Origin of the sequence: Actinoallomurus sp. CA-150999 (genome assembly GCF_050942425.1) — a bacterium.
Taxonomy (GTDB): domain Bacteria; phylum Actinomycetota; class Actinomycetes; order Streptosporangiales; family Streptosporangiaceae; genus Actinoallomurus.
Map to the genome: position 1 here is coordinate 11,169,243 of NZ_CP192063.1, position 24,701 is coordinate 11,193,943.

17 protein-coding genes are annotated in these 24,701 nt (G+C 70.4%); 7 read left to right on the plus strand and 10 right to left on the minus strand.

The genetic code is table 11. The features are described 5' to 3' along the window. Positions 1-343: 343 nt before the first annotated feature. A complete protein-coding gene (locus ACQP2O_RS51695) occupies positions 344-2,089 on the plus strand; it encodes an HAL/PAL/TAL family ammonia-lyase (RefSeq protein ID WP_433177551.1) in 1,746 nt (581 codons plus the stop codon). A gap of 90 nt (positions 2,090-2,179) precedes the next feature. Here ACQP2O_RS51695 and ACQP2O_RS51700 read toward each other — a convergent pair whose 3' ends face one another. Together ACQP2O_RS51700 and ACQP2O_RS51705 are read right to left on the minus strand one after the other, a co-directional pair. Next, on the minus strand, positions 2,180-3,634 hold the full coding sequence (locus tag ACQP2O_RS51700; protein WP_433177553.1) for a hypothetical protein: 1,455 nt from the start codon (positions 3,632-3,634) through the stop codon (positions 2,180-2,182). A gap of 241 nt (positions 3,635-3,875) precedes the next feature. Beyond that, a complete protein-coding gene (locus ACQP2O_RS51705) occupies positions 3,876-4,571 on the minus strand; it encodes a hypothetical protein (RefSeq protein WP_433177555.1) in 696 nt (231 codons plus the stop codon). A 443-nt stretch (positions 4,572-5,014) separates the two neighbouring features. Between ACQP2O_RS51705 and ACQP2O_RS51710 the strand changes: the two genes are divergently transcribed. Then, a complete protein-coding gene (locus tag ACQP2O_RS51710) occupies positions 5,015-8,713 on the plus strand; it encodes a helix-turn-helix domain-containing protein (protein WP_433177557.1) in 3,699 nt (1,232 codons plus the stop codon). Positions 8,714-8,731: 18 nt separating this feature from the next. Here ACQP2O_RS51710 and ACQP2O_RS51715 read toward each other — a convergent pair whose 3' ends face one another. Beyond that, a complete protein-coding gene (locus ACQP2O_RS51715; protein ID WP_433177559.1) occupies positions 8,732-10,219 on the minus strand; it encodes an FAD-dependent monooxygenase in 1,488 nt (495 codons plus the stop codon). Positions 10,220-10,280: 61 nt separating this feature from the next. Between ACQP2O_RS51715 and ACQP2O_RS51720 the strand changes: the two genes are divergently transcribed. After that, positions 10,281-10,901, plus strand: a complete 621-nt coding sequence (locus tag ACQP2O_RS51720) for a TetR/AcrR family transcriptional regulator (RefSeq protein ID WP_433177560.1) — start codon at positions 10,281-10,283, stop codon at positions 10,899-10,901. A 10-nt stretch (positions 10,902-10,911) separates the two neighbouring features. Here ACQP2O_RS51720 and ACQP2O_RS51725 read toward each other — a convergent pair whose 3' ends face one another. Beyond that, positions 10,912-11,424 carry a MarR family winged helix-turn-helix transcriptional regulator gene (locus tag ACQP2O_RS51725; RefSeq protein WP_433177562.1) on the minus strand — a complete coding sequence of 171 codons (513 nt, stop codon included), beginning with the start codon at positions 11,422-11,424 and terminating at the stop codon, positions 10,912-10,914. Continuing rightward, complete coding sequence (locus ACQP2O_RS51730; protein ID WP_433177564.1) at positions 11,421-12,833, minus strand: MFS transporter; 1,413 nt, start codon at positions 12,831-12,833, stop codon at positions 11,421-11,423. Before ACQP2O_RS51730 ends, ACQP2O_RS51725 begins: the two co-directional genes overlap by 4 nt. 214 nt (positions 12,834-13,047) lie before the next feature. Between ACQP2O_RS51730 and ACQP2O_RS51735 the strand changes: the two genes are divergently transcribed. Beyond that, a complete protein-coding gene (locus ACQP2O_RS51735; RefSeq protein WP_433177566.1) occupies positions 13,048-14,016 on the plus strand; it encodes a cyclase family protein in 969 nt (322 codons plus the stop codon). Between the two features lie 43 nt (positions 14,017-14,059). Here ACQP2O_RS51735 and ACQP2O_RS51740 read toward each other — a convergent pair whose 3' ends face one another. Together ACQP2O_RS51740 and ACQP2O_RS51745 are read right to left on the minus strand one after the other, a co-directional pair. Then, the gene (locus ACQP2O_RS51740; protein WP_433177568.1) at positions 14,060-15,742 is read right to left on the minus strand and encodes a protein kinase domain-containing protein; all 1,683 of its coding nucleotides are present in this window, start codon (positions 15,740-15,742) and stop codon (positions 14,060-14,062) included. Continuing rightward, entirely contained in the window at positions 15,739-17,157 is a 1,419-nt protein-coding gene (locus ACQP2O_RS51745) for a DUF4407 domain-containing protein (RefSeq protein ID WP_433177570.1), read from the minus strand. The genes ACQP2O_RS51740 and ACQP2O_RS51745 overlap by 4 nt, the downstream gene beginning before the upstream one ends. 193 nt (positions 17,158-17,350) lie before the next feature. Between ACQP2O_RS51745 and ACQP2O_RS51750 the strand changes: the two genes are divergently transcribed. Genes ACQP2O_RS51750 through ACQP2O_RS51760 form a run of 3 tightly spaced genes read left to right on the plus strand, consistent with a single transcriptional unit; the run spans position 17,351 to position 22,110 of the window. Further along, positions 17,351-18,442: a hypothetical protein gene (locus ACQP2O_RS51750; RefSeq protein ID WP_433177571.1), complete on the plus strand. Its 1,092-nt coding sequence runs from the start codon at positions 17,351-17,353 to the stop codon at positions 18,440-18,442. 4 nt (positions 18,443-18,446) lie between these two features. After that, positions 18,447-19,490, plus strand: a complete 1,044-nt coding sequence (locus tag ACQP2O_RS51755; RefSeq protein ID WP_433177573.1) for a hypothetical protein — start codon at positions 18,447-18,449, stop codon at positions 19,488-19,490. A gap of 16 nt (positions 19,491-19,506) precedes the next feature. Continuing rightward, positions 19,507-22,110, plus strand: a complete 2,604-nt coding sequence (locus ACQP2O_RS51760; protein ID WP_433177575.1) for a hypothetical protein — start codon at positions 19,507-19,509, stop codon at positions 22,108-22,110. Positions 22,111-22,189: 79 nt separating this feature from the next. Here ACQP2O_RS51760 and ssuE read toward each other — a convergent pair whose 3' ends face one another. The 3 genes from ssuE to ACQP2O_RS51775 are packed head-to-tail and all read right to left on the minus strand — an operon-like array spanning position 22,190 to position 24,690. Continuing rightward, positions 22,190-22,744 carry an NADPH-dependent FMN reductase gene (ssuE, locus tag ACQP2O_RS51765; protein ID WP_433177577.1) on the minus strand — a complete coding sequence of 185 codons (555 nt, stop codon included), beginning with the start codon at positions 22,742-22,744 and terminating at the stop codon, positions 22,190-22,192. Positions 22,745-22,787: 43 nt separating this feature from the next. After that, positions 22,788-23,525, minus strand: a complete 738-nt coding sequence (locus tag ACQP2O_RS51770; RefSeq protein WP_433177579.1) for an alpha/beta hydrolase — start codon at positions 23,523-23,525, stop codon at positions 22,788-22,790. 10 nt (positions 23,526-23,535) lie between these two features. After that, entirely contained in the window at positions 23,536-24,690 is a 1,155-nt protein-coding gene (locus tag ACQP2O_RS51775) for an acyl-CoA dehydrogenase family protein (protein WP_433177581.1), read from the minus strand. Positions 24,691-24,701 lie beyond the last annotated feature (11 nt).

Consider the following 24,701-nt stretch of genomic DNA (forward strand, 5'->3'; position numbering starts at 1 on the left):
AAAATGAGCGTGCGGCACGGCATGGCCGTACGTGTTGAGAGGGCCCAGTTCGGGGGAGGACGCCATGGCCCGGCAACGCGACCTGTGGGTGACGATCACGTTCTGGGCGTTCAACGTCGTTCTCGTGATGTACGCCGTTCTCGATCGGACGTGGACCGCCGTACAGAACCTGTGACCAGCGCTGCCGTGAGCCGGCCGCATTCCTCGTCCCGCCAGAACAGCTCGTCCACCGGTCAAGGCTCGGGCAACAACCGCTGAGCCGCTTTCCCCTCCGCCCGCCGCGAGGGCTACACACGGCTCTGAGCCGGTCTCGGACCGGATACCGGAGGTCTCGGGGGATGAGTTGATCACTGGTACGGCGCGGATCGCCGTGGGAGCCGTCTGCCTCGCCGGCTTGACCATGCCCGCCAGAGCGCTTGCCGTCCATCCGTCCGGCGTCCCGACCGGTGGCCCGGCGTCCCCGGCCCGGACCCTCGTCCTCGATGGCGCGTCGCTGTCGGTCGAGCAGGCGTTCGCCATCCTGGACGGCGACGCGGTGTCGGTGCGGCTGGCGCCCGCCACGCGCGCCCACATGGTCCAGACCCGGCAGGGAGCGCTGGCGAGAATCGCCTCAGGGCAGCGGGTGTACGGCTGGAACCAGGCGCTGGGACCGCTGAAGGACAAGCCGCTGACGCCGGATCAGCAGCGGCAGTTCCAGCGGTCCATCCTGCGGTCCAACGCCGCGGGAGTCGGTCCCGCGTTCCCGGACGACGTGGTCAGGCTGGCCCTGGTGCTGAAGGCGAACCAGATGGCCAGGGGCACCTTCGGGGTCCGCCCAGAGGTACCGGAGCGGTTGCTCTCACTGGTCAACGCCGGGGTCACGCCACGGATGCCGCAGATCGGCTCGCTGGGCACCGGGGACCTGCAGCCGCAGGCCGCCGCCGGGCTCGCGGCGATCGGCGAGGACGCGCCGGTGCGGTATCGAGGCCAGGAGGGCCCCGCGTCCGCGATGTTGCCCAAGGCCGGGCTACCCCGGGACTTCGTGCTGGAGGCGGGCGAGGCGCTCCCGATCGTCAGCGGCAGCACCGTCGTCGCGGCATCGCTGCTCGACGCCGTACACCGGGCCACCGCGCTCGCCGACCAGGCCGAGGGGGCGTTCGGGCTGTTCATGGAGGCGACCCGGGCCGAGGAGAGCTCGCTGGACGCCCGCACCCACGCCGAACGTCACTTCCCCGAGCAGAGCGCCGTCGCGGCCCGGCTCCGCGCTCTGGTCAGCGGCTCCGGATGGATGACGGAGGAGGGGCGCCGGCGGCTCGACCCGGTCCACTATCACCCGCGGATCCAGGACGCGGTGTCGGTGCGGGCGGCCCCGCACATCATGGCCGTGCTCCGCCACGGGCTCGACGACGCGCGTACGGTCCTGCGGAGGGAGGCCAACTCCTCGACGTCCAACCCGCTGGTCTTCCCGCAGAAAGACCAGCGCGCGTACGAGTTCGTCATGGGCGGCAACTGGGACGGCTCGCTCCTGGGGCACACGGCCGACTCCCTGAACGCCGAGATCACCGATCTGGGCGTCCTGTCGCAGGAACTGTCCGCCCGGCTCCTGTCGCCGACGTGGAGCTACGGCCTGCCGGCCAACCTCGCCGGCGGTACCCCGGGACTGAACTCCGGAATGGTCCAGGTACAGTCCGTGGCCACCGCGCTGGTCCCCGAGATGCAGGTACGCGCCGCGCCCGCCGGTGTGCTGTCCCGCCCGGCGAAGTTCGGGCAGGAGGACCACAACACCATGGCGATGGCGTCGGTGCGCAACCTGCAGGGCAACCTCGACCGGCTGGAGACCGTACTCGCGGTGCAGTTGCTGATGTCGGCACAGGGCGTCGACCTGATAGCCGGGCAGATGTCGGGCCTGCCGCTCGGCGCCGGGACCCGGCGCCTGCAGGATGCGATCAGGCACTACATCAGGCCGCTCGGCGACGACCGCTACCTGACACCGGACCTGCAGACGGCGACCTGGCTGGTGCACAACGGGTCGCTCCTGCAGGCGCTCCCGCAGGCTCCCGCCGCATCCCGGACACCGACCGCTGTCCCAGGAGATGCCGGGTCGAGGTGAGCCTTGGCGCGCACTGTCCGGTCCGCGCGGTCGCCCGGGCCACTGAGGGCACGGTCGTGGGGCGTCACCAGCGGATACGCCGTGGACGGGTCAGGCCAGGTCGTCCAGGATGGGCACGGACGCGTCGGGGTCGGCGGCGAGCAGCCCCCGCCATCTCTTCACGTGGCCGCGGCGGAGGCGGTCCGGCAGGCCGCGGTCCCGCCCGGCCAGCCATTCGATCGCGGTCCACGCGACCCGGGCCGTCCAGTCCATGATCTCCGCCGGAACGGCCGGGTCGTGCGGTGGGAGCGCGCCCTCCGGATCCGGGACGCGCAGCAACAGGTCATCCCCTGCCCGGCGCTCGGCGAGTACGGTCTCGATCTCCGCGTAGAGCCGCGCGGTCCGCGCCGCCCACTGCGCGCCGTCGTGCTCGCCGGGATCGTGATCGCCCTCGATCCGGGCACCCCACCACTCCAGGAATGCGGGAGGAGTACGCGCGTAGATGATCCGGGCCGGCGTTTCGCGCAGCAGGCGCAGCGCGTACGCGTGGATCCGCGCGCCGACGCCCTTCTCCTCGAATGCGGCGGGCCGGACAAGGACCACGGCCGGCCAGGCGATGCCGTCCTCGGCCACCCGGGCGATGTGCCGGGCCACCTCGATCCAGGCACCGGTCCGGCTCCGGTGGGCGTCCGGTGGCACCGCCCGCACCTGACCGTGCCGCGCCACCTCGATGTCATTGCGCACCAGCACGAACTGCCGCCCGAGGGCCTCGGCCAGCAGAGCCGCGGCCAGGCCGGTGCCGTGCCGACCGCCGACGACCACGATGGGCCGCTGGTCTTCGCAGACCGGTGCGCCCTCGGTGACGGCGAGCTGGCGACCGGCGATCGGATCCTGCACCAGCAGGTGCGTCGGCCACGTCTGTGCCACGGATCGCCACGTCACGTGCCCCGGCCCGCCCTGCCAGCTGTACTCCTGACCGTCTCGCCGCAGGCTGTGCGTGCGGGCCTGGAGCTCCAGCGCGACCGCGCTGTGGCCGGGGTGCCGCGCGACGTCTTCGGGTGTCGGCCGCCAGTTGAGCCCGGCGGTGTACGCCATCTCCTCGGCCATCTCATAGGGCAGGGGTGTCGCGCCGTCCCTTGGCAGGAACTCGGCGACGGCGTTCGTGACCGCGCGGTATCGCTCACCGGAGACGACCTGCGACAGCCGGACGTCGTAGCGCTCCGCGCCGTCACGATCGCCGAGGACCAGCTGCGCCGCCGCCACAGGCGCGAGCGGCGCCGGCCCGCTGAGCCGCTCGATGAGCGGCAGCGTATCTCCTAGGAGTTCGAGGGCCGTCCCCAGACGGCCCGCCATACCGGGCGGCGTCTGGGTGACCTCGTCCTCCGGAAGCCAGCCCATGGCCTGGAACAGGCCGACGACCGGCAGCCCGGCGAGCATGCCGAGGTCACGCAGGAATTCCGGCCTCAACGGCCGCTGACACGAGAGGATCTTCCTTACGCTCCCGTCCGGGAGGTCGAGCTTGCGCGCGATGTCGGCGGCCGATCCCGGCAGCCCTCTGGCCTTCATGGCTCTCAGGCAGCGGTTCACGACCTCGCGAGCGCGCTCTTTCTCCTCGTCCCCTGTTGGACCGTCCCCAGAAAATGGCATCGACCATCTCCGACCCCGTTCGGCGCCACGCCGGTACCGAATGGTACGCGCGGTGCGCCGCGATATTCACCTCCTTCCACTTTCAGGGGGCCGAAGAACGGTCAGATCGTTATTGGAACGTACCCGGCCGTTACCGGGTAACCGTTTCCGCGTGCTCTCGTCAGAATTGCCCGCGGAATTTGGCGATGACCGCGCCGAGCTTCGCGTCCGGTTCCGAGCTGCAGTCGTACCTGATGGCGGGCAGGGCGAGCGGGCTGCCCGCGCCCCCGACGTTCTCCGACGCCGCGATCTTGACGATCGCGCGCTGCTCGGTGTCTTGATCGGCGTCCAGGAATTGCGCGCAGGTCGAGCCGGCCGACAGACCTTGCGAGATCGCCCGGTAGGCCGCTCGGCCGCCGAGGTAGAGGACGTAGGCGACCAGCGCGATGACGGCCAGCACGACCACGGTGACGAAGATCCCGCCGGTGTTGTTGGTCCTCCGTACGCTGTTGTCGACGTTGTTGTCCCGGCCGATCATGTTGCCGACCGTGCCTCCGGAGACGCGCTGCGATACGGAGGTGCGAGAGCGGTCGTCGCCCTCGGCGCGGGCGACGGCGGCCGCGAGGCGGGCGCGGTAGTTCGGGTCCGCGGCGATCGCGTTGCTCAGGAGCCGGCCGACCTGGCGGCCGTTGTCAGGATCTTTTGTGAAATCGACGAATGCGGCCGTCGCGCCATCCGCCGCGAGCCGCTTGCCGACGATGTCGTACAGCGCGCCCAACGCGGCATCGGTCTTGGCCCGAACGGCGTCGTCCGCGAGTTCGGGCAGGTGAGCGGCGAGGATCGATACGGCATTGACGGCCAGCCGGGCAGCGTCCACGAGTACCTCCGCGGGATGAGATCGTCCGGTATAGCCGCCATCGTGGCTGGCTCCGAACATCGGTTAACAGCTCCGTTTGTGGCGAATAGCGGGCCAATCCGACCGCCACAGGTTCCGGATTGGGCGGCCGAGGGCGGGCGGCTGCGGGCTCGCGCCTCCCGCCCTCGGCCGGCATGAGATTCCGAATGGAATTCAGCCGGCGTCACCGTCCTCTTCGCCCTGCCCGCCGAAGCGTCGGCCGCAGGACGGCGGCCGACCCTGCACCCAAGAAAGAGACAGCCGGTAAATCGACTTCTCGCCCGTCCGAGTACTCATCATGATCTCCTTCGTCTCCCGTCGCCCATATCGGGCACCTTCAGAGAAACGCCAGGTACGACCGTGGAAAAAGGGATCGTGAAATACTCGTACAAGGCCGTACAACACCCGGAGCACCGGAGACGCCATTGCCAGCTCCGCCCGATTCACCCGGCCGGCAGCCGGACCCCGCCGGCATCGCCACGCGCCAGGACTTCGCCCGCGAGCTCAACCTGGCGAAGGAACTCGCGGGGCTGACCGTCCGAGACCTCGCGAAGGCCGCCGGCGTCCCGGGCAGTACCGTCGGCGGTTACCTCAGCGGACGTCATCTCCCACCCCTCAAGCCACCGGGCCTGCTCGCCGATCTGCTCCGTTCCTGTGGCGTGACGGACCCGCGCCAGCTCGAGGAGTGGTCGCAGGCGTTGCGTCGGGTCCGGCGGACACCCGGCCCCGCCCGCTCGGACGCACCGGCGCCCTACCGCGGCCTCGCGAGCTTCCAGCCGGAGCACGCCGACTGGTTCTTCGGCCGGGAGGAGCCGACCCGGGCGCTGACCGCGCGGGTGGAGTCCGGCACGGGAGTGATGGCGTTGGTGGGGCCGTCCGGTGTGGGCAAGTCGTCACTGCTGCGCGCCGGCCTGATCCCCTCTCTCGACCGGCCCTGGCGGTTGATCACCCCCGGCGTCCACCCCCTCGCCGAGATCGCGGAGCCGATGCCCGAGGGATCGGTCCTGGTGGTGGACCAGTTCGAAGAGGTCTTCACCGTCTGCGCCGACGACGAACGCCAGGCGTTCATCTCCGCCCTGTGCGAGATGAACGGTGTCACCGTCGTCCTCGGCCTGCGCGCCGACTTCTACCCCCACGCGCTCGGCAACCGCGCGCTCGCCGGGGTACTCGACGGGTCACAGGTGATCGTCGGACCGATGAGCGAGGCGGAGCTCTCCCGGGCCATCCTCGAACCCGCGCGGAAGGCCCGGCTCGACGTCGAGGACGGCCTGGTCGATCTGGTCCTGCGCGACCTCGCTCCGGCCACCGACGCGAACGCGGGCGCGCTGCCCCTGCTGTCCCACGCCCTCCTCGCGACCTGGCAACGCGGCCAGCGCAAGAAGCTGACGGCCGCGCACTACCGGGAGAGCGGCGGGATATCCGGGGCGGTGGCACAGACCGCCGAGGCCGCGTTCGCGGCCCTCGACGCTCGGCGGCGCCGGCTCGCGGAGCACCTCTTCCTGCGGCTCGTACGGGTCTCGACCGATGCCGCGGACACGCGTCGCCGGGTGTCCCGTGCCGAGTTGCTCCACGGTTCCACCGAACTGGAGTCGGTGGTCGACGAGTTCATCGAGCAGCGGCTGATCACCGCGGACCTGGACACGCTGGAGATCAGTCACGAGGCGCTCATCCACGCCTGGCCCCGGTTACGCGCCTGGATCGACGCCGACCGCACCGGCAGGATCGTCGCCCAGCAACTCGCCGACGCGGCGGACGCGTGGGAGCGCGAGCACCGCGACCCGGCGGTGCTCTACCGTGGCACGCGGCTGGCCGCGGCCCGCGAATGGGCCGGCTCGAACCACCACGACGAGCTGTCACCGCTGGCGCGCGAATTCCTCCAGACCAGCGTGCGTCAGGAACGGCTGGGCATCCGCCGCCTGCGCCAGACGATCGCGGCGCTCGTCGCCCTCCTTCTCCTCGCGGTGACCACGGGTGTCGTGGCCCTGCAACAGCGCGCGTCGGCCCGTCGGCAACGGAACCTCGCCATCTCCCGGCTCGTGGCGGGACGCGCCAACCGCGTACGGGACAAGGACGTCTCGCTGGCCGCCCAGCTCAGTCTCGCCGCGTACCGGATCGCGCCGACCGCGGAGGCCCGCTCCAGCCTCATCGACTCCTCGGCCCTGCCGCCGGTCACGCGCCTGCTGGGCTCCACCGGCGTCATGCAGGCAGTTGCCCTGAGCTCGCGCGGACTGCTGGCCGCAGGCGGCGCCGACCGGACGGTACGGCTCTGGGACGCCACCGTGCCCGGTGTTCCGCGCCCGATCGCGCCCGCGCTCACGGGACCGGCGGACATCATCTACTCCGTCGCGTTCAGCCCCGACGGCCGTATCCTCGCGGCGGGCGGCGGCGACCACACCGTACGCCTGTGGGATCTCACCGACGCGCGGCACCCGGCCGCCCTGGGGCCACCGCTCACCGGTCCGGCCGCCCTCGTGTACTCCGTCGCGTTCAGCCCGGATGGGCGCACCCTCGCGGCGGGCAGCGGCGACCGGTCGGTACGCCTGTGGGACGTGACGGACGCGCACCACCCGAAGGCGCTCGCCCGGCCGTTGTCCGGCGCCCGCAGCTACATCCAGTCGGTGACGTTCAGCCCGGACGGCCGCACCCTCGCGGCCGGAAGTGACGACCACACCGTACGCCTGTGGGACCTCTCCGATCCCCGGCACCCGGCCGCCCTGGGGCCGCCGCTCGCGGGACCGGCCAAGCGCGTGTACGCGGTCGCGTTCAGCCCCGACGGCCGCACCCTCGCCGCCGGCGGCGCCGACAACCTCGTATGGCTCTGGAACGTGAGCGACCGGCGGCACCCCACCCGGCTCGGGCGGCCGCTGAGCGGCGCGACGAGCTGGGTGAACGCCCTGGCGTTCGGCCACGACGCGTCGGAACTGGCGGTCGCCGGCTCCGACGGCCTGGTGCGCTTGTGGGACGTCGCCGCGCACAAGGTCACCGCCACGTTCCAGCATCCGGGCCCCGTCACCGGAGTCGTCTTCGACACCGGCCACTCCTCGATCATCACCAGCGCGGCCGACGGAACGGTACGGGTCTGGCGGTTGCCGGCTCCCGTGCTGGGCACCTCTTCCGATGTCGTGAGCATGGTGACGTTCCGCCCGGACGGGCACGTACTGCTCGTCGGCGCTGCGGACGCCCAGCTCTGGTCGGTGCCGGCCCTGCGACGGCTCGGCCCCGCGATCCGCAACGCGTCGGGCTTCGCCACCTCTATCGTGTTCGCCCCGGACGGGCGGCTGTTCGCGGTCGGCGGCCGCGACGGCACGGTACGGCTGTGGGACGCCACCGATCCCCAGCGTCCCGTCCCGCGTGGCCCGGCGTTCCGCGCGCACTCGCTGAACATCGAGACGCTCGCGTTCAGCCCGGACGGGCGCGTGCTGGCGACCGGCAGCGACGACAACTCCGTGCGGCTGTGGAACGTCACCGACCCCGCGCATCCGATCGCGCTCGCCGCCCTCTCCGGCTTCGGCTCGTACGTCTACTCCGTGGCGTTCAGCCCGGACGGGCTCACGCTGGCCGCGGGCAGCGTGGACAAGACGGTACGCCTGTGGTCGATGCGCGATCCGCGACGTCCCCGGCAGCTCGGCGCGCCGCTGACCGGCCCGGACAGCTACGTCTTCTCGGTCGTCTTCAGTCCCGACGGCCGCACGCTCGCCGAAGGCAGTGCCGACCGGACCATCCGCCTGTGGAACGTCACCGACCCCGCACGGCCTGCCCTCGCCGGCCCGACGCTCACCGGGCCGAGCGGATACGTGTACGCGCTCGCCTACGCCCCCGACGGCCGTACGCTGGCGGCGGCCGACACCGACGAGTCCGTCTGGCTGTGGGACGTGCACGACCGGCGCCGGCCCGCGCAGCTGGGCGCGCTGACCGCCGGCACCGGGGCCATGTTCACGGTGGCCTTCGCGCGGGACGGGCGCACCCTCGCCGCCGGCGGTGACGGCAAGAAGGTGTGGATCTGGGACACCGACCCGGAGCACGTCGCCTCGAACGTGTGCGCCGGAGCGGGCGACCCCATCACCCCGGCGGAATGGCGGCTGTACGTTCCAGGGCTGCCCTACCGGTCGCCGTGCCGACGCTGACGCCCTGCGCGGCCTCGCTCAGAAGGAGGTCGCCTCCAGGCTGTCGAGGCTGTGGATCACCGCCGACTCCAGGTTCGGTGAGTCGGCGTCTACGGCCCGCCACACGTATCCGTCCGGCCGGATGATCGCCGCGCCGACGCCGGACCAGTCCGGACCGCCGGTTTCGGCGAACGGGCCGGAATGCGTCTCGATGCCCATGGCCGACGCGGCCTCGGCCGCCCTGCCCGATCGGCCGCCGCCGGACAGGTCCAGGAGCACGGGTCGGCCGCCGTGCAGGGCGCCGAAGATGATCGAATCCGGCTCGGCCGCGGGCGCTCTCGTACCGACCAGTGGGTGCGCCGCCGGGTCGGAGGGCGGGTAGGTGATGTCGAGTGCGGCCAGCTTCTCGGCGAGGGTGCGCTCGAGGTCCGGGTGGGACGCGATCAGGTCGCGCAGCAGGGAGCGCAGCGCCTGCCCGTCCGGCGTGATCGCGGTGATCAGCGCCCCCTGGGCCAGCGTGTGCTCGGCCAGCGCCTCGCCCACCGGGTGGCGTTCGTCGTGGTAACCGTCGAGCAGGCCCGCCTTCGCGCGGCCCTGCACCTCGGCGGCCAGCTTCCAGCCGAGGTTCATCGCGTCCTGCACGCCGACGTTGAGCCCGACGCCGCCGGCCGGCCAGTGCATGTGCGCGGCGTCTCCGGCGAGCAGCACGCGGTCCTTGCGGTAGGTCGCCGCGTGGCGTGTGGCGTTGCCGAACCGGGTGAGCCAGCTCGGATCGCGCATGCCGTAGTCGGTGCCGGTCACCCGGCTCGTGATGGCCCGCAGCGCCTCCAGGGTGAGCTCGTCACCGGCATTCTGGTTCTCCGGGTCGAAGCCGGTGACCCGGTACCGTCCCCCGCCGATCGGCAGGGCGATCACCGCGCCTGCCGCGTTGTGCATGCTGATCACGGTGCCGGGCGGATCGTCGAGGACGACCTCGCCAATGAAGCCGTACGCCGTGCTGTCCGTACCGGGGAAGTCGATGCCGGCGGCCTTGCGGACCGTGCTGCCGGCGCCGTCGCAGCCGACCACGAACCGGGCGCTGAGGGTCGAGGTGCCGTCCGCGCCGGTCACCTCGACCGTGGCCGACGAGTCGTCCTGCGTCAGGCCCGTGACGGAATGCCCGCGCACGATGGTGACGCCGAGGTCCCTCGCGCGGCGTTCCAGCAGCTCTTCGGTGCGCACCTGCGGATACGCGAGCATGAAGGGGTACGGCGTGTCGAGCCCGGTGAAGTCGAGCCGGCTCTCGAGCATGCCGAAATGCCAGCTGGGTACCGGAGCCCCCTCGGCGACGAACTGCTTCGCGAGGCCCCGCATCGCCAGCACCTCGATCGTGCGGGGATGCAGTCCGAGCGCCTTCGAGTGCGGACTGCGCTGCTCGTCGCGCTCGAGGACCAGTGTGGACACGCCCGCAAGCGCGAGCTCGGCGGCGAGCCAGAGCCCGACCGGCCCGGCGCCCACGACGATGACCTGCGCGGACGCATTCTCCATGATGCCGTTCACATTCATAGTAATATCATTACAACGAATGTTCGTCCGTTAGTATCACGTCATGCCGCCTCGCACCTACACGTCCGAGATCCGGAGCCGGCATGCGGCGGACACCCGCCGGGTGATCATCAAGGCGGCCCGGGAGCTGTTCGCCCGGCAGGGGTACGCGCGCACCAGCGTGGCCGAGGTCGCAGCCGCGGCCGGCGTCGCCGTGAACACCGTCTACACGAGCGTGGGCGGCAAGTCCGCGCTGATCCTGGCGATGACCGAGGACAGCGCCGCCGATGCGGTCGGCGCCGACAGCCTGGAGCGGATCGCGACACTTAACGACCCGCGAGAGATCCTCCGGGTCACCGCGGAAGGCACCGGGACGGTGCAGCGACGGCAGCAGAAGACCCTCGCGATCCTGCTCGACAACCGGAACGCCGATCCGGACATCGCAGCCGCCGCCGACCTCGCCACCCGGTTCGTCCAGGAGCGTTTCGGCGTCATCGCCGAGCGGCTGATCGAGACGGGTGGCGTGCGTCCCGAGCTCGCCAGGACACAGGTCGAACAGACGCTCTGGTTCTACTTCGGATTCGACGCCTGGAGGTCCGTCCGCGGCATGGGCTGGACCTGGCCGGACGCGACGCAGTGGCTGGCCACGCAGGCCGCCCACGCCTTGCTGCCACCGGCGGCGTAGCGCTCCCGTTTCATTCGCTCGATGACGCGTCCGCCAGCGCATCGACGGCGTGCGTCAGCTCGCGCAGAGCCGGAAGCGCGCCGGCCAGGGCTCGGTTGTGGCCTTCACCCAGGGACGCCAGCGCCGCCTCGATGATCGAGGTATTGGTGCTCTTCCACGCCTCGACGGCCTCGAGCCCCTCGTCCGTCAGCTTCAGCGCGACCGCACGGCCGTCGCGGCCGCCCGCCGAACGGGTGATGAGGCCCTTGGCATGCAAGCCGTTGACCAGGGTGGTCACCGAGTTCCGGGCCAATCGCAGCCGCCGCGCGAGCTCGCCCGGGCGGATTCCCGGCTCATCCGCCACCGCCGACAGAAGCTCCAACTGCGCCACCGCCAGCGGATTCGCCGGATCGACGGCACGAGCGGCGCGGCGCATCGCGCGCCGCAGTCGAGCGACCGTGTCGGCGAGCTCGGGCCCGGCAGGGCCCAGCCTGTCCTCGGCGGGACGGGCGACGGCTCGATCGCACTCGTTCATGACCGTCATTGTCGCTCGGTTTGATAGACCTTTCGCACGGTTCCCGGCCGACCGGACCTGGCGTACGCGGCGCTCGCGATGGCCGCCAGGCCCGCGACCGCCATCATCACGACCGCCGTACGCGCGCCGCCGACGTCCTTTCCCGCCACGTGCAGCGCGAACGTGACCAGCGCGATCCCCAGCGCGGTGCCGATGCCCCGGGTCATGTTGACCATTCCCCCGCCGGTGCCCGAGAGCCGCGCCGGAACGGCCGACATGATCACGGTGTTGTTCGCCGGAATGAACACTCCCAAGCCGATTCCCAGCAGTCCGAGCAGCACGATCACCGGACCGGTCGCGGCCGGAGCCGGAACCAGCAGCGCCAGGGCCGCCAGGGCGACCGCCGCACCGGCGATGCCCCGGGCACGGTTCCCCCACCGGCGCGGCAGGATCCGGTCGGTGCCCAGAGCCGCGATCGCGAACCCGACGGGCAACGCGGTCAGCACCAGGCCGGCGTGCGCCGCCCCGCCGGGCAGGATCTGGGGCATCAGCGCCAGCGGCCCGAACAGCACCAGATAGCCGCACAGCGCCCCGAACAGCCCCGTCGCCACGCCCGGGGCGCGGAGCAGAGCCGGATCGATGAGCGGGAAGCGCGCACGCCGTTCCCGGATCCACAACCCGGTCCACGCGGCACAGGACAAACCCAGCAGTCCGAGGATCGCGGAACCGGGCAGGCCCAGTCCCGAAGCACCCGACAGCGCCACCAGCAGGGCGGTCGTGGCGGTTGCGAGGAGCACGAGCCCCGGCCAGTCGAGACGCCGGACGGTGCTGCGTTCGCGCGTGCGAGGCAGCAGGTAGTGGCCGGCCACGATCGCCGCGCACCCGACGGGCACGTTGATCCAGAACACCCATCGCCAGCCCGCGGAGGCGACCAGCAGTCCGCCGGCGGTCGGCCCGAGCGCGAGGCCCAACGCCTGACCGGCGGCCTGCAGCCCCAAGCCCTGACGCAACCGCTCGCGCGGCACGCTGGCACTGACGAGGGCGACGCTGTTCGCCTGCAACATCGCCGCCCCTGCCGCCTGCACCAGCCGGAAGACCACGAGCGATTCCAGGGACGGCGCGAACCCGCACGCGGCCGACGCGACGGTGAACACCACGAAGCCCTGCAGGTAGACGAGTTTGCGGCCGGCCGCGTCGGCCAGCCGGCCTACGGCCGCCAGCAGGCCGACCAGCACCAGCAGGTACCCGAGCGACACCCACTGCACCGACGCCAGCGGAGCGCCGAACTCTCGCTGGATGGCCGGGTATGCCAGCGTGACGATGCTCGCGTCCAACTGCCCCATGAACGCGCCCACGCATACCGAGCAGACCGCCAGCCAGGGTGCCCACCGATGCTCCCTGACGACCCTCGGACGCGGGCTCTCCCGCAACAAGGTCACGCCGACTCCACCTTAACTAGTTCTGCCTCAGAACAATCACAGTGTAGTTCTGAGGCAGAACAAGATTTCGGGCGGGGCCGCTACTTCGGCGTCTTCACGGCCGGTACGGGGACCTCGGCGTTCGGGGAACGCTTTCGACTCGACTCCGTCCGTGATGAGCGCGATCCTGGAATGGTTGAGAGGGGCGCGGGGGCATCCCCCGCTGGGGGAACGCATGACCACGCATATCGACCGTACGGATCCCGCGGGCACGATCGCCGCGGCCGCCAAGGCGTACTCGAACTGGGGGCGCTGGGGCGAGGACGACGTGCTCGGCACCCTCAACTTCCTCACCGAGGCCAAGCGCCGCGAGGGTGCCGCCCTCGTCCGGCGGGGCGTGAGCTTCTCGCTCTCGCAACGGTTCGACATGAACGGCCCGCAGAAGGGCTGGCGGCGCCGGACCAATCCGGTGCACACCATGATCGACACGGGCACCGACGCGGCGCTGGGACACCAGGGCTTCCCGCACGGGATGGGCGGCGCCGACGACGTGATCGCGATGCCGCTGCAGTGTTCCACGCAGTGGGACGGGCTCGGGCACATCTTCGATCGGGGCAGGGCCTGGAACGGCCGGGCCGCCGAGAAGGTGGTGACCTCCGACGGTGACCTGGTCACCGGCATCGAGCACATGGCCGCGCACGTGGCCGGACGCGGCGTGCTGCTGGACGTGGGCCGGGTGATCGGTGCTCAGGGCGAGCTGCCGGACGGGTTCCCGATCACCGAGGCGCACCTCACCGAGACCGCCGCAGCGCACGGTGTGGAGGTCGGCCGCGGGGACATCGTCCTCGTACGGACCGGGCAGCTGGCCCGGGTCGGCCGCGACGGCTGGGGGGACTACGCGGGAGGGCCCGCGCCGGGGCTGTCGTTCACCACCGCCGGGTGGCTGCACCGAACGGAGATCGCCGCGATCGCCACCGACACCTGGGGCTTCGAGGTCCGGCCGAACGAGTTCGACCACGCCTTCCAGCCGCTCCACCAGGTCGTGATCCCCAACATCGGGCTGCTGGTCGGCGAGATGTGGGACCTGGAGGCGCTCGCCGACGACTGCGCGGTGGACGGCGTCCACGAGTTCTGGCTCACCGCCGCCCCCTTGCCCATCACCGGAGCCGTCGGCTCCCCCGTCAACCCCATCGTCGTCAAGTAGGCCGACCGTCGACCTGGCCGTCCTCGTCGACCCGTTGTCATCTTCAGGTGCTCGGGGTTCTGTTCAGGTGGCGGACGACCTGCACGGAGGCCGGCTGGTCCATTTCGGCCAGGACCTGGGTGGCCCAGGAGGCTTCCACGACCGACAGGATCGAGGCGGCTGTTCCGGGTGGAGTGTGGGTCAGGACGCCCCCGGCTTGTTCGATGGGCATCGCGCGGACCACCGCTGCCGCTGCCGGGACCTCCGCGGACATCGTCTCGACCACGGTTCCCGCCGGTCGTACGGCCATGTGTGCGAGCACTGCCGCGGCCGGTTGGGGCTTCAGCTGGAGAAGCACGCTCGACGCGGCCCTTTGCGGCACATTGTTGAACACCCGGCCGGCTTCGGCTTCGGGCATCGCTCGGACGACAGCGGCGGTGGGGCGGATGCGTGCGGACATCGCTCCGACCACGGCTCCGGCGGGTTTGTGCGCCATCCGGACCAGGATCTCGGCGGCCCGGCTCGGCGGTAGCGCCAGCAGTACGGCCGCGGCGGTCCTGGTTTGTGCGTGGTCCAGCACGCCCGCGGCATATTCCGTGGGCATCACGCTCATCATGCGGGCGGCGGCCGTGGTTTCGGACGCCATGTCGTCCAGGACGCCGCCGGCGGCGCGCGGGCCCATTCTGGCCATGATCATGACGGCTCGGGTTGGTTCCTCAGCGGCCATCACGGCGAAGTGCGACAGGGGGGCGCTCCGGCCGTCGGGCTCGGCCGGAGCGGGCTCTCCCGGCCCGATCGGCTGCTCGGCTTTCCGGTGGCCCGGGTCCGGTTTTTCCGGCTTCGAACGGCCGGGGTCTGATTTCGGCGGTTCAGTGCGAGACGATGGTCGGGCACCGGCGTGGACCGATGTGCTCCCAGCGACGATTCGGCCGAGAAGACGCGCGGCCTCGTCGGCACGCATTCGTGCGCGGGGGTCCTTGATCAGGAGGCGTTCGATCACCGGGCGGAGACGATGTGCACCGGTCAGGGGTTCCGGGGCCTCATCCTCGGACAGTCTCGCGCCCATGATCGCGATGTCGTTGTCACGGTGGTAGGGCGAGTGTCCCTGCACTGCCGTGTAGAGCGTCGCACCCAATGACCACATGTCGGAGGCGGGACCGACCTCGCCTTTCGCCTTGAAGCGCTCCGGGGCCATGTACGCGACCGTGCCGATCACGGAACCGTCGCGAGTGAGGCGGCTGTGGCCCTCGATGGTCGCGATTCCGAAGTCCGCCAGCATCACCTCGTTCGGCGTACGGCCGATGAGGATGTTGGCCGGCTTGACGTCACGGTGCAGCACACCCGCGGCGTGGGCGACGCACAGGGCGTCCAGTACGCGCAGACCGATCTCGGCGATGTAGCGCTCGGTGAGCACCTCCGGGGATCCCTGGATCAGATCGGCGAGAGAGCGGCCCGCGATGTACTCCATCACGATCCACGGATCCCCATCCTCTTTGACGACGTCGTAGATCCGTACGATGCCGCTGTGCTGGAGGCGGGCGGCCGCCACTGCCTCGTACCAGGCTCTGCGTCTCAGTTTGGCGCGGTCCTCAGAGGCGTCACCGTGCGGAAGAACGATCTCTTTCAGTGCCACGCGGCGGTCGAGGACCTCGTCGTGGGCGAGCCAGACGCCGCCCATCCCACCCTGGCCGACCTTCGAGGTGAGCCGATAACGCCCGGCGATCATCTTTCCGGGGCGGCCTCTCATCCGGCGTGCTCCCCGCCCCAGAGGTCCGGGTCATCGGGGAAGAGTTCACCAGCCTCGGGCACGGCCTCATCCGGCGTGGTGGGACGCGCTGGAACGAACGACGCACCGTCGCCTCGGACCGGTAGGTCGGCCATGCTCTGCAGCTTGCGGTGCTCCCAGGTGTCCGGCGGTCGCGGTATGACGGGCCGTACTTCCACGTGGTCGAGAGGTTCACTCACGGAAGGCGGTGATTCGCTCGGCATCGTGGCGGTGGCCGAATCCGACTCGCCGTCCCAGATCCTGCTGACGTCGTCACCGTCCACGTCGTTGAACAGCTCTCTCTGGAGGTTTTTATGGGCCACCCTGAGCTGGACGCGTTCCTTCTCCGCCAGGACCTTCTCGTAGTTGTTCGGCGGGCCGAAAGTGTGCAGGAGCTTGACGATGACGGGTAGACATTCGATCGCCGTGATGAACAGGAACAGCAAGATCTGCGCGGACCGCAGCGTGCCGTTCTTCTTGGCGACCTGATCGAGTGCCTGGAGCCTGATGAGCAACCCCTTGGACGCTTTGTTGCTCGCCGCGTATGACCGCTGGCGGGCCTGCTGTTGCTGCTGGAGGGTCTGGAGCTGCTTCTGTACGCCCGGGAGCGTCCCGCGCGCATAGTCGACCCGCGCCTGCCTGCCTTTGCTGTCGGTGGTGGTGAGTTCGCGTTTACGGGCCTCGATCTGATTGTTGAGGTCGTTCAGCGCGCTCTGCGCCTGCCGGTAGCTTTTCTCCTTGGCCTTGGCCAGCGGGCCGTCACCGACCGGTTTACATGGGCCATAGAGCTGACACTGCCAGTCCTTGAACTGCGCGTTGGCCGTCTTCGCCTGAGCGTCGCGCTGCTTGGTGAGCCCGACGACCTTCGGATCGGAGGCCGGGTCGATCGGGTCATCGCCGCCCGAGGAGATGACGTGCTGCAGCCGCTGGGCCTGCCCCTGAAGCGCGGTGATCTCTTTTCCGATGGAACCGTCGGCTTGGTCCTTGCTGAAGGCGTTGGCCTGGTTCTCCTGAATCTGGACGATCTGTACGTCGATCTCCGGCATGAAGATCTGGAGGACCAGCGGCGTGGAGATGACCAATCCGAACAACAGCGCGAGCACGAGTCGCGGAATGGCTGGAAGGAAATTCTTCCAGGCACTATCGCGCCGCTGAATAGAGGTTACGAGCCACCGGTCGAGGCTCATGATCGCCAGACTCCACGCCAGACCGAAGCCGATCGCGATGGGCAGCGCGACCATGAGTGCGGTGTGGAGTGCGAAGGTCATCGAGATGCCGGCCATCACCGACGTGATGAGCACGGCACTGCCGATGCCCTCGTATTTGCCGCGGTCGGTGGGACAGAGGGCCAATATCTCGGAGCGGGCCCCGGAAAGCCAGATCAGAAAACGTCTCACGTGCACTCTCTCTGAGGGGGTGAGGTCACGGACGCGAAGAGGAGGCTACCTCGCCACTTGCAGGACTTCTGTGCAAAAAGACACACTTGTCTACTTGCTATCATATCCGTATGATCGCTCCAAGATGAACCCCTCGCATCCAATGACGGCGCGACCGAAACGGGATCAATGACCAATGCCAGCCTGAGGGCCGTTGTCCGAGATGCCCGAAAATAACCCCCTTGCCGGGCATGGCGTAGATCCCGAGGATGGCTCCGGGCTGGTCGAGAACTCCGGCTTGCACCAGCCGTACGAGCTCGTGGTGGCCGCGGTGCATCCGGCGAGCCGCGAGGTGATGTTGCAGTCCCGCCAGCTCTTCCCGGTGGGCGCCCGGCCCGGCGACGAGACCGTCCTGCCGGTGCGCTGCGTCTCGTCCGACGAGAACGGCACCGTGCTCGCCACCGTCACCTGGCACGACGGCGATCCACGGCTGCTGTCCATCAACTCTGTCAAGCTGCGACCGGGGACGTATCGGCTGCGCGCGGTGTTGGACGGGCCGGCCCGCGTCCGGTTCGTCGAGCCTGCGGGCGTGGCACCGGACGAACGGCGCTGGTCGGAGCTGCTGAGCCTGATCCCCGAGCGGCTTGAGCCGTCCGTGGCAGCCGTGGACCTGGTGTGCGGAGTGGAGTTGGGCGGCGGCCGCGAGGCAGTGGACGCCCGACTCCGCCTGATCCGTGAGCTGATCAAGCTCCTGGATGAGGAGTGCGCGGAGCCCGACCTGCTCCGGATCGCGATCCTCGGCTACGGCGATCACGCGCTCGATTCGCGGCTGGATGACCGCCGGGTGGTCCGCGGGGCGTGGCTGGCTCCCGCCGCGGAGGCGCTCACGACATTGGCGAGGCTGCGCGCGGTCGAGTCGGAATATCACGAAGCGGCACCGGTCGAGGACATGCTCTTCGAGGCCGTCGGCCGCATCGCACGCACCACCGGAGAACGAAAGACCGTACTGATGACCGTCGCCGGACGCCCGCCGCACCCGCCCAGAACCAGCGAGAGCCGCGTGCTGCCCTGTCCGTACGGCCATGACTCGGGCAAGCTGCTCCGCACACTGGAGCGGAACACCGACGTCTCCCGCATCGCCGTCGTCGACCGGCTGAACACCCACGACCGGCCTACGTGGCTCCGGCTGGGCGCCAAGGCCCTCTACGAGCTGCCCGAGGCCGAACCCCGTCGGCTCGGCGTGGACGTCGGAGTGCTCGTGCCACGTGTCCAGAGACTCCCTTTCCCCCTGCTTGACCAGGAATGAGGCGATGGTGACCCTCCGCGAGACGCCCCCAGGCCGGCCCGGCCCGAAGCGGGTGATGCGACGTATCGGGCTGTGGGGCGCACCCGGCAGCGGGAAGACCTCCTTCCTCGCCTCGCTCAACGTGGCGGTGGCCCAGAGCCGGCAGGACTGGGCGCTCGTCGGGGTGAACGACGATTCCGTCGCGTTCCTGACCGAGGCCACCGCGGCACTCACCGATCAACGCCGCTTTCCCAAGGCCACCGAGAGCATGGCCGAGCTGAGCTGGGTGATGATGTCGGAGAGCGAGGTCCGTATCGGCGGGCGCTGGCGCAAAGAGATCGTGAAGGTGCCGCTGCAGTTCCACGTCGACCTCATCGACGCGCCGGGTGACAACTTCAACAGCGGGACCAAGACCGATGACGACGCGGTGACGCTCAAGGATCTCGGCTTTGACGAGGACGAGAGCGATGAGGAGCCCCAGTCGGACACCGAGCGGCTGATCGACAGCCTGGCGGCCTGTGACGGCATCGTCTATCTCTACGACCCGGTCCGGGAGAAGGAGAAGGGCGACGCGTACAAGTACTTCCAGGGCACGCTGGCGCAGATCGCCCGGCGGGCGTTGCGGGATCGCCGCTTCGACGGTAACCGTCTGCCGCATCATCTGGCGGTCTGCATCACCAAGTTCGACGAGCCTCGCGTCTACGAGACCGCCAACCGGCGGGGTTATCTGACCGTCGACGTCGATGACGACCACATGTTCCCCCGGGTGCACGAGGACAGCGCCGAGGACCTCTTCGAGGACCTGTGCAAGGTGTCACCGACCGGCAGCGCCGCCCTGGTACGCAAGAGCATCAAGCGCTACTTCCACGACAGCAAGGTCCGCTACTTCGCCACGTCCTCGATCGGCTTCTACCTGGGAAGGTCGATCCGTTTCCGGACCGCCGACTATCAGAACGTGGTGCCCGACGGCCACGGCGGCCACACGATCCGGGGCGCCGTTCACCCGATCAACGTGCTGGAGCCGGTGCTGTGGCTGGGCCAGCAGCTCGACGGCCCCGCGACCCACTGAGCGGACGAGAGAAACGATGGTGTGGATCGAAGCGGAGTGGGCGATCTGGGGGAAGCCGCCCGGAGAGCGGGACGACTATTCGGTCACCGCTGCCAGCCGTGGGCGCTACCAACCCGCTCAGTTCAAAGAGATCATCGCGCGGTTCACCCCTGGCACTGCCGACTCGCCGGAGGCGCTGCCCCGGGTCACGCTCAGCTGGGTCGGCGCGAATGACGACGCCCACCTTGGGCTGGCGATACAGACGTGGACCGGGGACAAGGACGGCGTGGGCCGCGACATCGCCGAGACCAGGTACTTCTGCGTGCCCTACCGGCAGCTCGGCGAGCATCCGGTGTCCTATGTCGGGCTGTACGAAGCGCTGAAGGACCTGTCACCGCGCGACCACGGCTCTCAGCCGATCCGCGTTCAGGTGCCGGAACTCGACCCCGGACAGCTCGTCGCGGACATGGCGGCGCTGGGCGAGCAGACGATACGTGAGACGGCGGCGCTGCTGCTGATCCCCCGCCGCGCGGTCTGCGTCGTACGGGCCGAGCAGACGAAACTGCTGGAGCGGTTGCGGTTCCTGGACGCGGTGATCTCGCTGCTGCCGTACGGCTATCGGACCAGGTTCACGGCCTCCACGTGGACCAACAGCGCCACGCGGCACCGCATCAGGCTGTCGTTCGCCAGACGGGCACGGGACGAGGCTCACCCGGTCATCTGGCGAAGCCCGGGCCACGTACCGCTTGATGAGGGAGCCGCGGGCGCTTACCTTGAGCGGCTCGACGCGCTGCTGACCGGCGGCAAGGAGCCGTCATGGGTCATCGGCCGGCTGGCGGCCGAGATCGAACCCAGACGGTTCGAGGATCCCACGCACGCCGTACAGGCACTGGAGCGGCTCGAACGGCCACGCCTCGTCGTCGAGCGCATCCGGATGGACGACGGTGATCCCGGCGAAGTACGCGAGCTGCTGGACAGCGGCGAGATCATCGACCTGGAGCCGGACGACCGCCGCAAGGCCCTGGGCTATCTCATCGGCCTGGGGGAGCACGAGGACTTTCCGCGGATCGAACACTGGCTGCCGATCATCGCGAAGGGCGATCCGGCGCTGTTGGTCGACAGCCTGATCGATACCGCCAAGCGCCTGCTGTGGGCACCGAGCAGCCGTCGGGTACGGCCCTACCTGGTCTGGGCCGAGCGTCTCGGCTGCACCGACAGGTTCCTGGCCGGCGTGATCCTGTCGCCCGACCGCCGCGAGGATCTGGAGGGCGGGCTGTACGGCGTCGCCGAGATGCTCTACGAGGAGGTCATCGCCACCGGGCAGACCAGCGCGTACGGCCAGAGTCTGGTCGCTCTCTCGCAGAATCCCGCAGCGGTCTGTGAGTTGATCGCCCGGCTCGCCGAGGGCCGGGCTCCGCATCTGCGCGCCGGGCTGGACTGGCTGAAGGCCGTCAAGCCCGAGTTGATGCGCCCCTTTCACCTGGTGCTGGCCCGCACTCCGCGAGCCCCGGACCGAGGCGACATCGAGATCCTGGCCGGATACGGCCGCAACTGCGTCCGTGCACTCCTGGGCGCGGCGTGCCACAAGCGGCGACTGCACCTGGTCCTGCAGCCGTTCATCGAGTGGCTGAACACCCGGGGCCCCCTCAAACCGGACGAACAGAGTTACTGGGCCGAACGCCTGGGTGACCTCAACCCGGATGACCCCGCCATGCGAGGGGCCCTCGACGTGCTCCGCCTGGCCACCGCGGCACTCCCGAGCACGATGATGAACGTGGCCACCAGGGACTGGGCCCACTACGCGGACGGCTTCGTGGACCACTGGGAGATCGAGGTCTGGAACCCCGCCAACCGGGCCCACATGCTCTCCGGGATGAGCACGTACCTGCGGGGAATGCGATGGCAGATCCACAGCGGCCGGGCCGATGACGTGCTGTCCCTGACCGAACGGCTGACCGAGCACGCCGCCTCCCAGGACGCCGACCGGCTCGTTCAGGCCCTTGTCACCAGCCTCTCGGAGGCGCCCGACCTGACCTCCGATCCGGCCGCCCGCGACTGGCTCAATCGGATGCGCGGGCAGTATCCGCCCGAGACCGCGCCCCGCACGCAGGTCCTGGAACCGCCCTCGGTACGGCCCGACGGCTCCGCGGCGCCGCCCTTGTACCCGTACCCGCCGGCACCGGTCGAGGACGAGGTCGAGAGCATCGTCGGCCGCTGCGTCGCCGCGTTTCATCACGGGCGGCCGTACGAACGGGTCTTCGACGGTCTCACCCTGACCCAGGCGATCACGTCAGGGACGAGCGCGCTCCGGATCGTCGGAAGGCTGTACGACGGCCTGATCACATTCGGCGCACACGACGAGGTCGCGTACGGCTGGGCGATGGCGTTGGCCGACCGGGTCGTGAGGGGGGAGTTCGGGCAGGAGGTCGCTGCCGATTTCCACCGGGAGGTCCGGCGGTCCAGCCTGTTCCAGGCGATGTTCCGCATCAATCTCCTCGCCACGGTGGCCGACCGGGGCGCGGAGAACCCGCTGGATCTCACCGACGACGACCGCCTCCGTCTCAAGGAGATCCGGGAGCACACGGATCTGATGGTCAAAAATCGGCGCAGATGGACACCTTTTGGGCGTGGCTCGCGATGATCCGGACCGTGCCGACCAGCGTGCTGGTCAGCACGGTCGTTCCTGCTCACGGAGCACGTCCCCACGGCACTTCGGGCGATCAGCCGGCGGCCGCCAGTCGTGGGATGCGGCCGGTCGCCGTGGAGAACTGGTCGATCAGGCGGCCGAGGGTCTCATCGGTGCGCGGCTCGATGCTGATCTTTCCGTCCTCGTGCACGGTGATGTCGCGGTCCAGGACGAACCAGCCCTGAACGATGTGGTCGGCGCCCATCGACGTCAGTACGGGGCGCAGGGCGTAGTCGATGGCCAGGACATGTGCGGTGCTGCCGCCGGTGGCCAGGGGCAGGACCGTCTTACCCGTCAGCGCGAACTGCGGGAGCAGGTCGAGCAGGGACTTCAGCAGGCCGGAGTAGGCGGCCTTGTAGACGGGTGTGCCGATGACGACACCGTCGGCGCGTTCGAACAGTTCGGTGGCCGCGACGATGGCGGGATGACTGAAGTTCGCCCCGAGCAGGGCCTCGCCGGGCAGGGCGCGGACGTCCAGGGTGGTGACCTGGTGGCCGTCGGCGGTGAGCCGTTCCGCCACGTGGGTGAGGAGCCGGGCAGTGCGGGAGGTGGCGGACGGGCTTCCGGAGACGGTCAGGATGCTGGCCATGGTGATCTCGCCTCGCTGTCGGAGGGTGGGACGGGACTCGGTCTCAGCTGAGGGCCTCGACGGTGACGACCGGGGCTCGGTCCGGGCCGGAGCGCAGGCGTTCGAGCCACTGGACGATGTGGGCGGCGACGCTGCGGTGGTCGATGTCGTTGAGGACGTCGTGCCGTCCTCCGCGGACGATGCCCAGTTCGGCTCCCGGCAGCCGGGCGGCGATCGAGCGGGCCACCTCCGGCGCGGTGACCGGGTCCGCGTCGCCGTGCAGGAGGAGTACGGGCAGGTCGATCCGGTCCAGCGGGAGCTCCGCGGACAGCAGCGCGGGCGGCGGCGGTCCGGACAGCGCGCCGCGGACGAACCGGTCGTCCTCGGTCAGCCGTCGCCGGTGCGTGGGGCAGGCGGTACGCGCGTCGAGCTCGTCGTCCCACGAGAGCCGGGGCGGCGTACCGAGGTCGGCCAGGCCGGCGAGGATGACTCCGGCCGGCGGGCGGGCCGACGCGGCGGCCACGGCAAGGGCTTGGAGGGCGCCGGTGTCCGAGCCGGCCAGGACGAGGGGGTCGGTCACGGGCGTCTCGCTCACGAGCCGAGTCAGGAGGTCGAGGTCGTCGCCGGGTGTGCTGTCGGCGGCGCGCACGGCGTAGCCGTCGGCGGAGAGCCGCCGGCCCAGCCGCTCGTACACGCCGCCGTGCTCGCCTCGGCCGGAGAACAGCACGACGGTGCCGCGTAGGTGCAGCTCCGGCGCGGGGAGCCAGGTGCGTACGGCCGGCAGGGTGACGGGTTCGGTCATGGTCGGTTCCTCAGCTGTCAGGGGCGACACGGGCGAGTGCCGTGCGGCCGGCCGCGGCGGTGATGGCGTCGTCCTGTGGGGTGTGGACCCGGGAGCACAGCACGTCCCGGTAGTGGCGTTGCAGGGGGTTGTTCCTGGTCAGTCCGTTGTTGCCGACGAGCGCCACGGCCTGCTCGACCGCGGTGATGGCCGCTCGGGTGCCGAACAGCTTGGCGGCGTCGGCGTGGCCCTCGGGCAGGTCTCCCTCGTCGTAGCGGCGGGCGAGGGCGTCGATGAGGTCGTTCGCGGCGGTGAGCGCGGTCTCGATCTCGCCGACCGCGGTCTGGAAGCGGGGCAGGGTCGCCAGCGGGGCGCCGAGCGCGGTGGGGACCCGCTCGTGCAGGAACCGTACGAGCCAGTCCCGCGCTGCCCCGGCGACGCCGAGGTAGAGGGCGGTGAGGCCGAGGGAGTTCCAGGCGGCCAGGTGGGCACCGCCCGCACGCCGCCCGGGTACGGGCTCGACGAGGTGCGCGACGGCGTCCACCGGGACGCGGACGTCGGTGAAGACCACGTCGTCGCTGCGGCTGGCCCGCAGCCCCAGGTGGTCCCAGGTCGGTTCGATGACGATTCCGGGGCTGTCGGCGCGTACGAGGAACGAGCCGACGCGCGCCGGTTCCTCGTCCGTACGTGCCCAGACCGCCATCCAGCTCAGGCCGACCGCGCCGGTGGAGAAGATCTTGCGTCCGGTCAGGGACCAGTGGTCGCCGACGTGGCGGGCCGTCGTGGCGGGCAGGCCGCCACGCGCGGGCGTGCCGAGGTCCGGTTCCACCCGCAGCGTGTTGACCAGGGCGGGGCCGGGCGTGGCCAGCAGCGACCGGTAGACGGGCTCGGGCCAGGCGGCGCCGCGGGTCTGCGCGGCATGGGTGAACAGGGTCATCGCGGTGACCAGCGCGACCGACGGGTCGCCCGCGCCGAGGGCGCGCAGGATCCGTACGGTGTCGGCGAGGCCGCCGCCCGGGCCGCCGAACTCGGTCGCGACGGTCGCGGTGAGGAGCCCGGCGGCGTGCACGGCCGCGACCCCCTCGACGGGGAAGGACCCGTCGCGGTCGTGTTCGTCGGCGCGGGCGGCCAGCGTCGCGGTGACGTCGGCCAGCCGCGGGGGCGCGTACAAGGACGTGGTGGTCATGAACGCGGCGA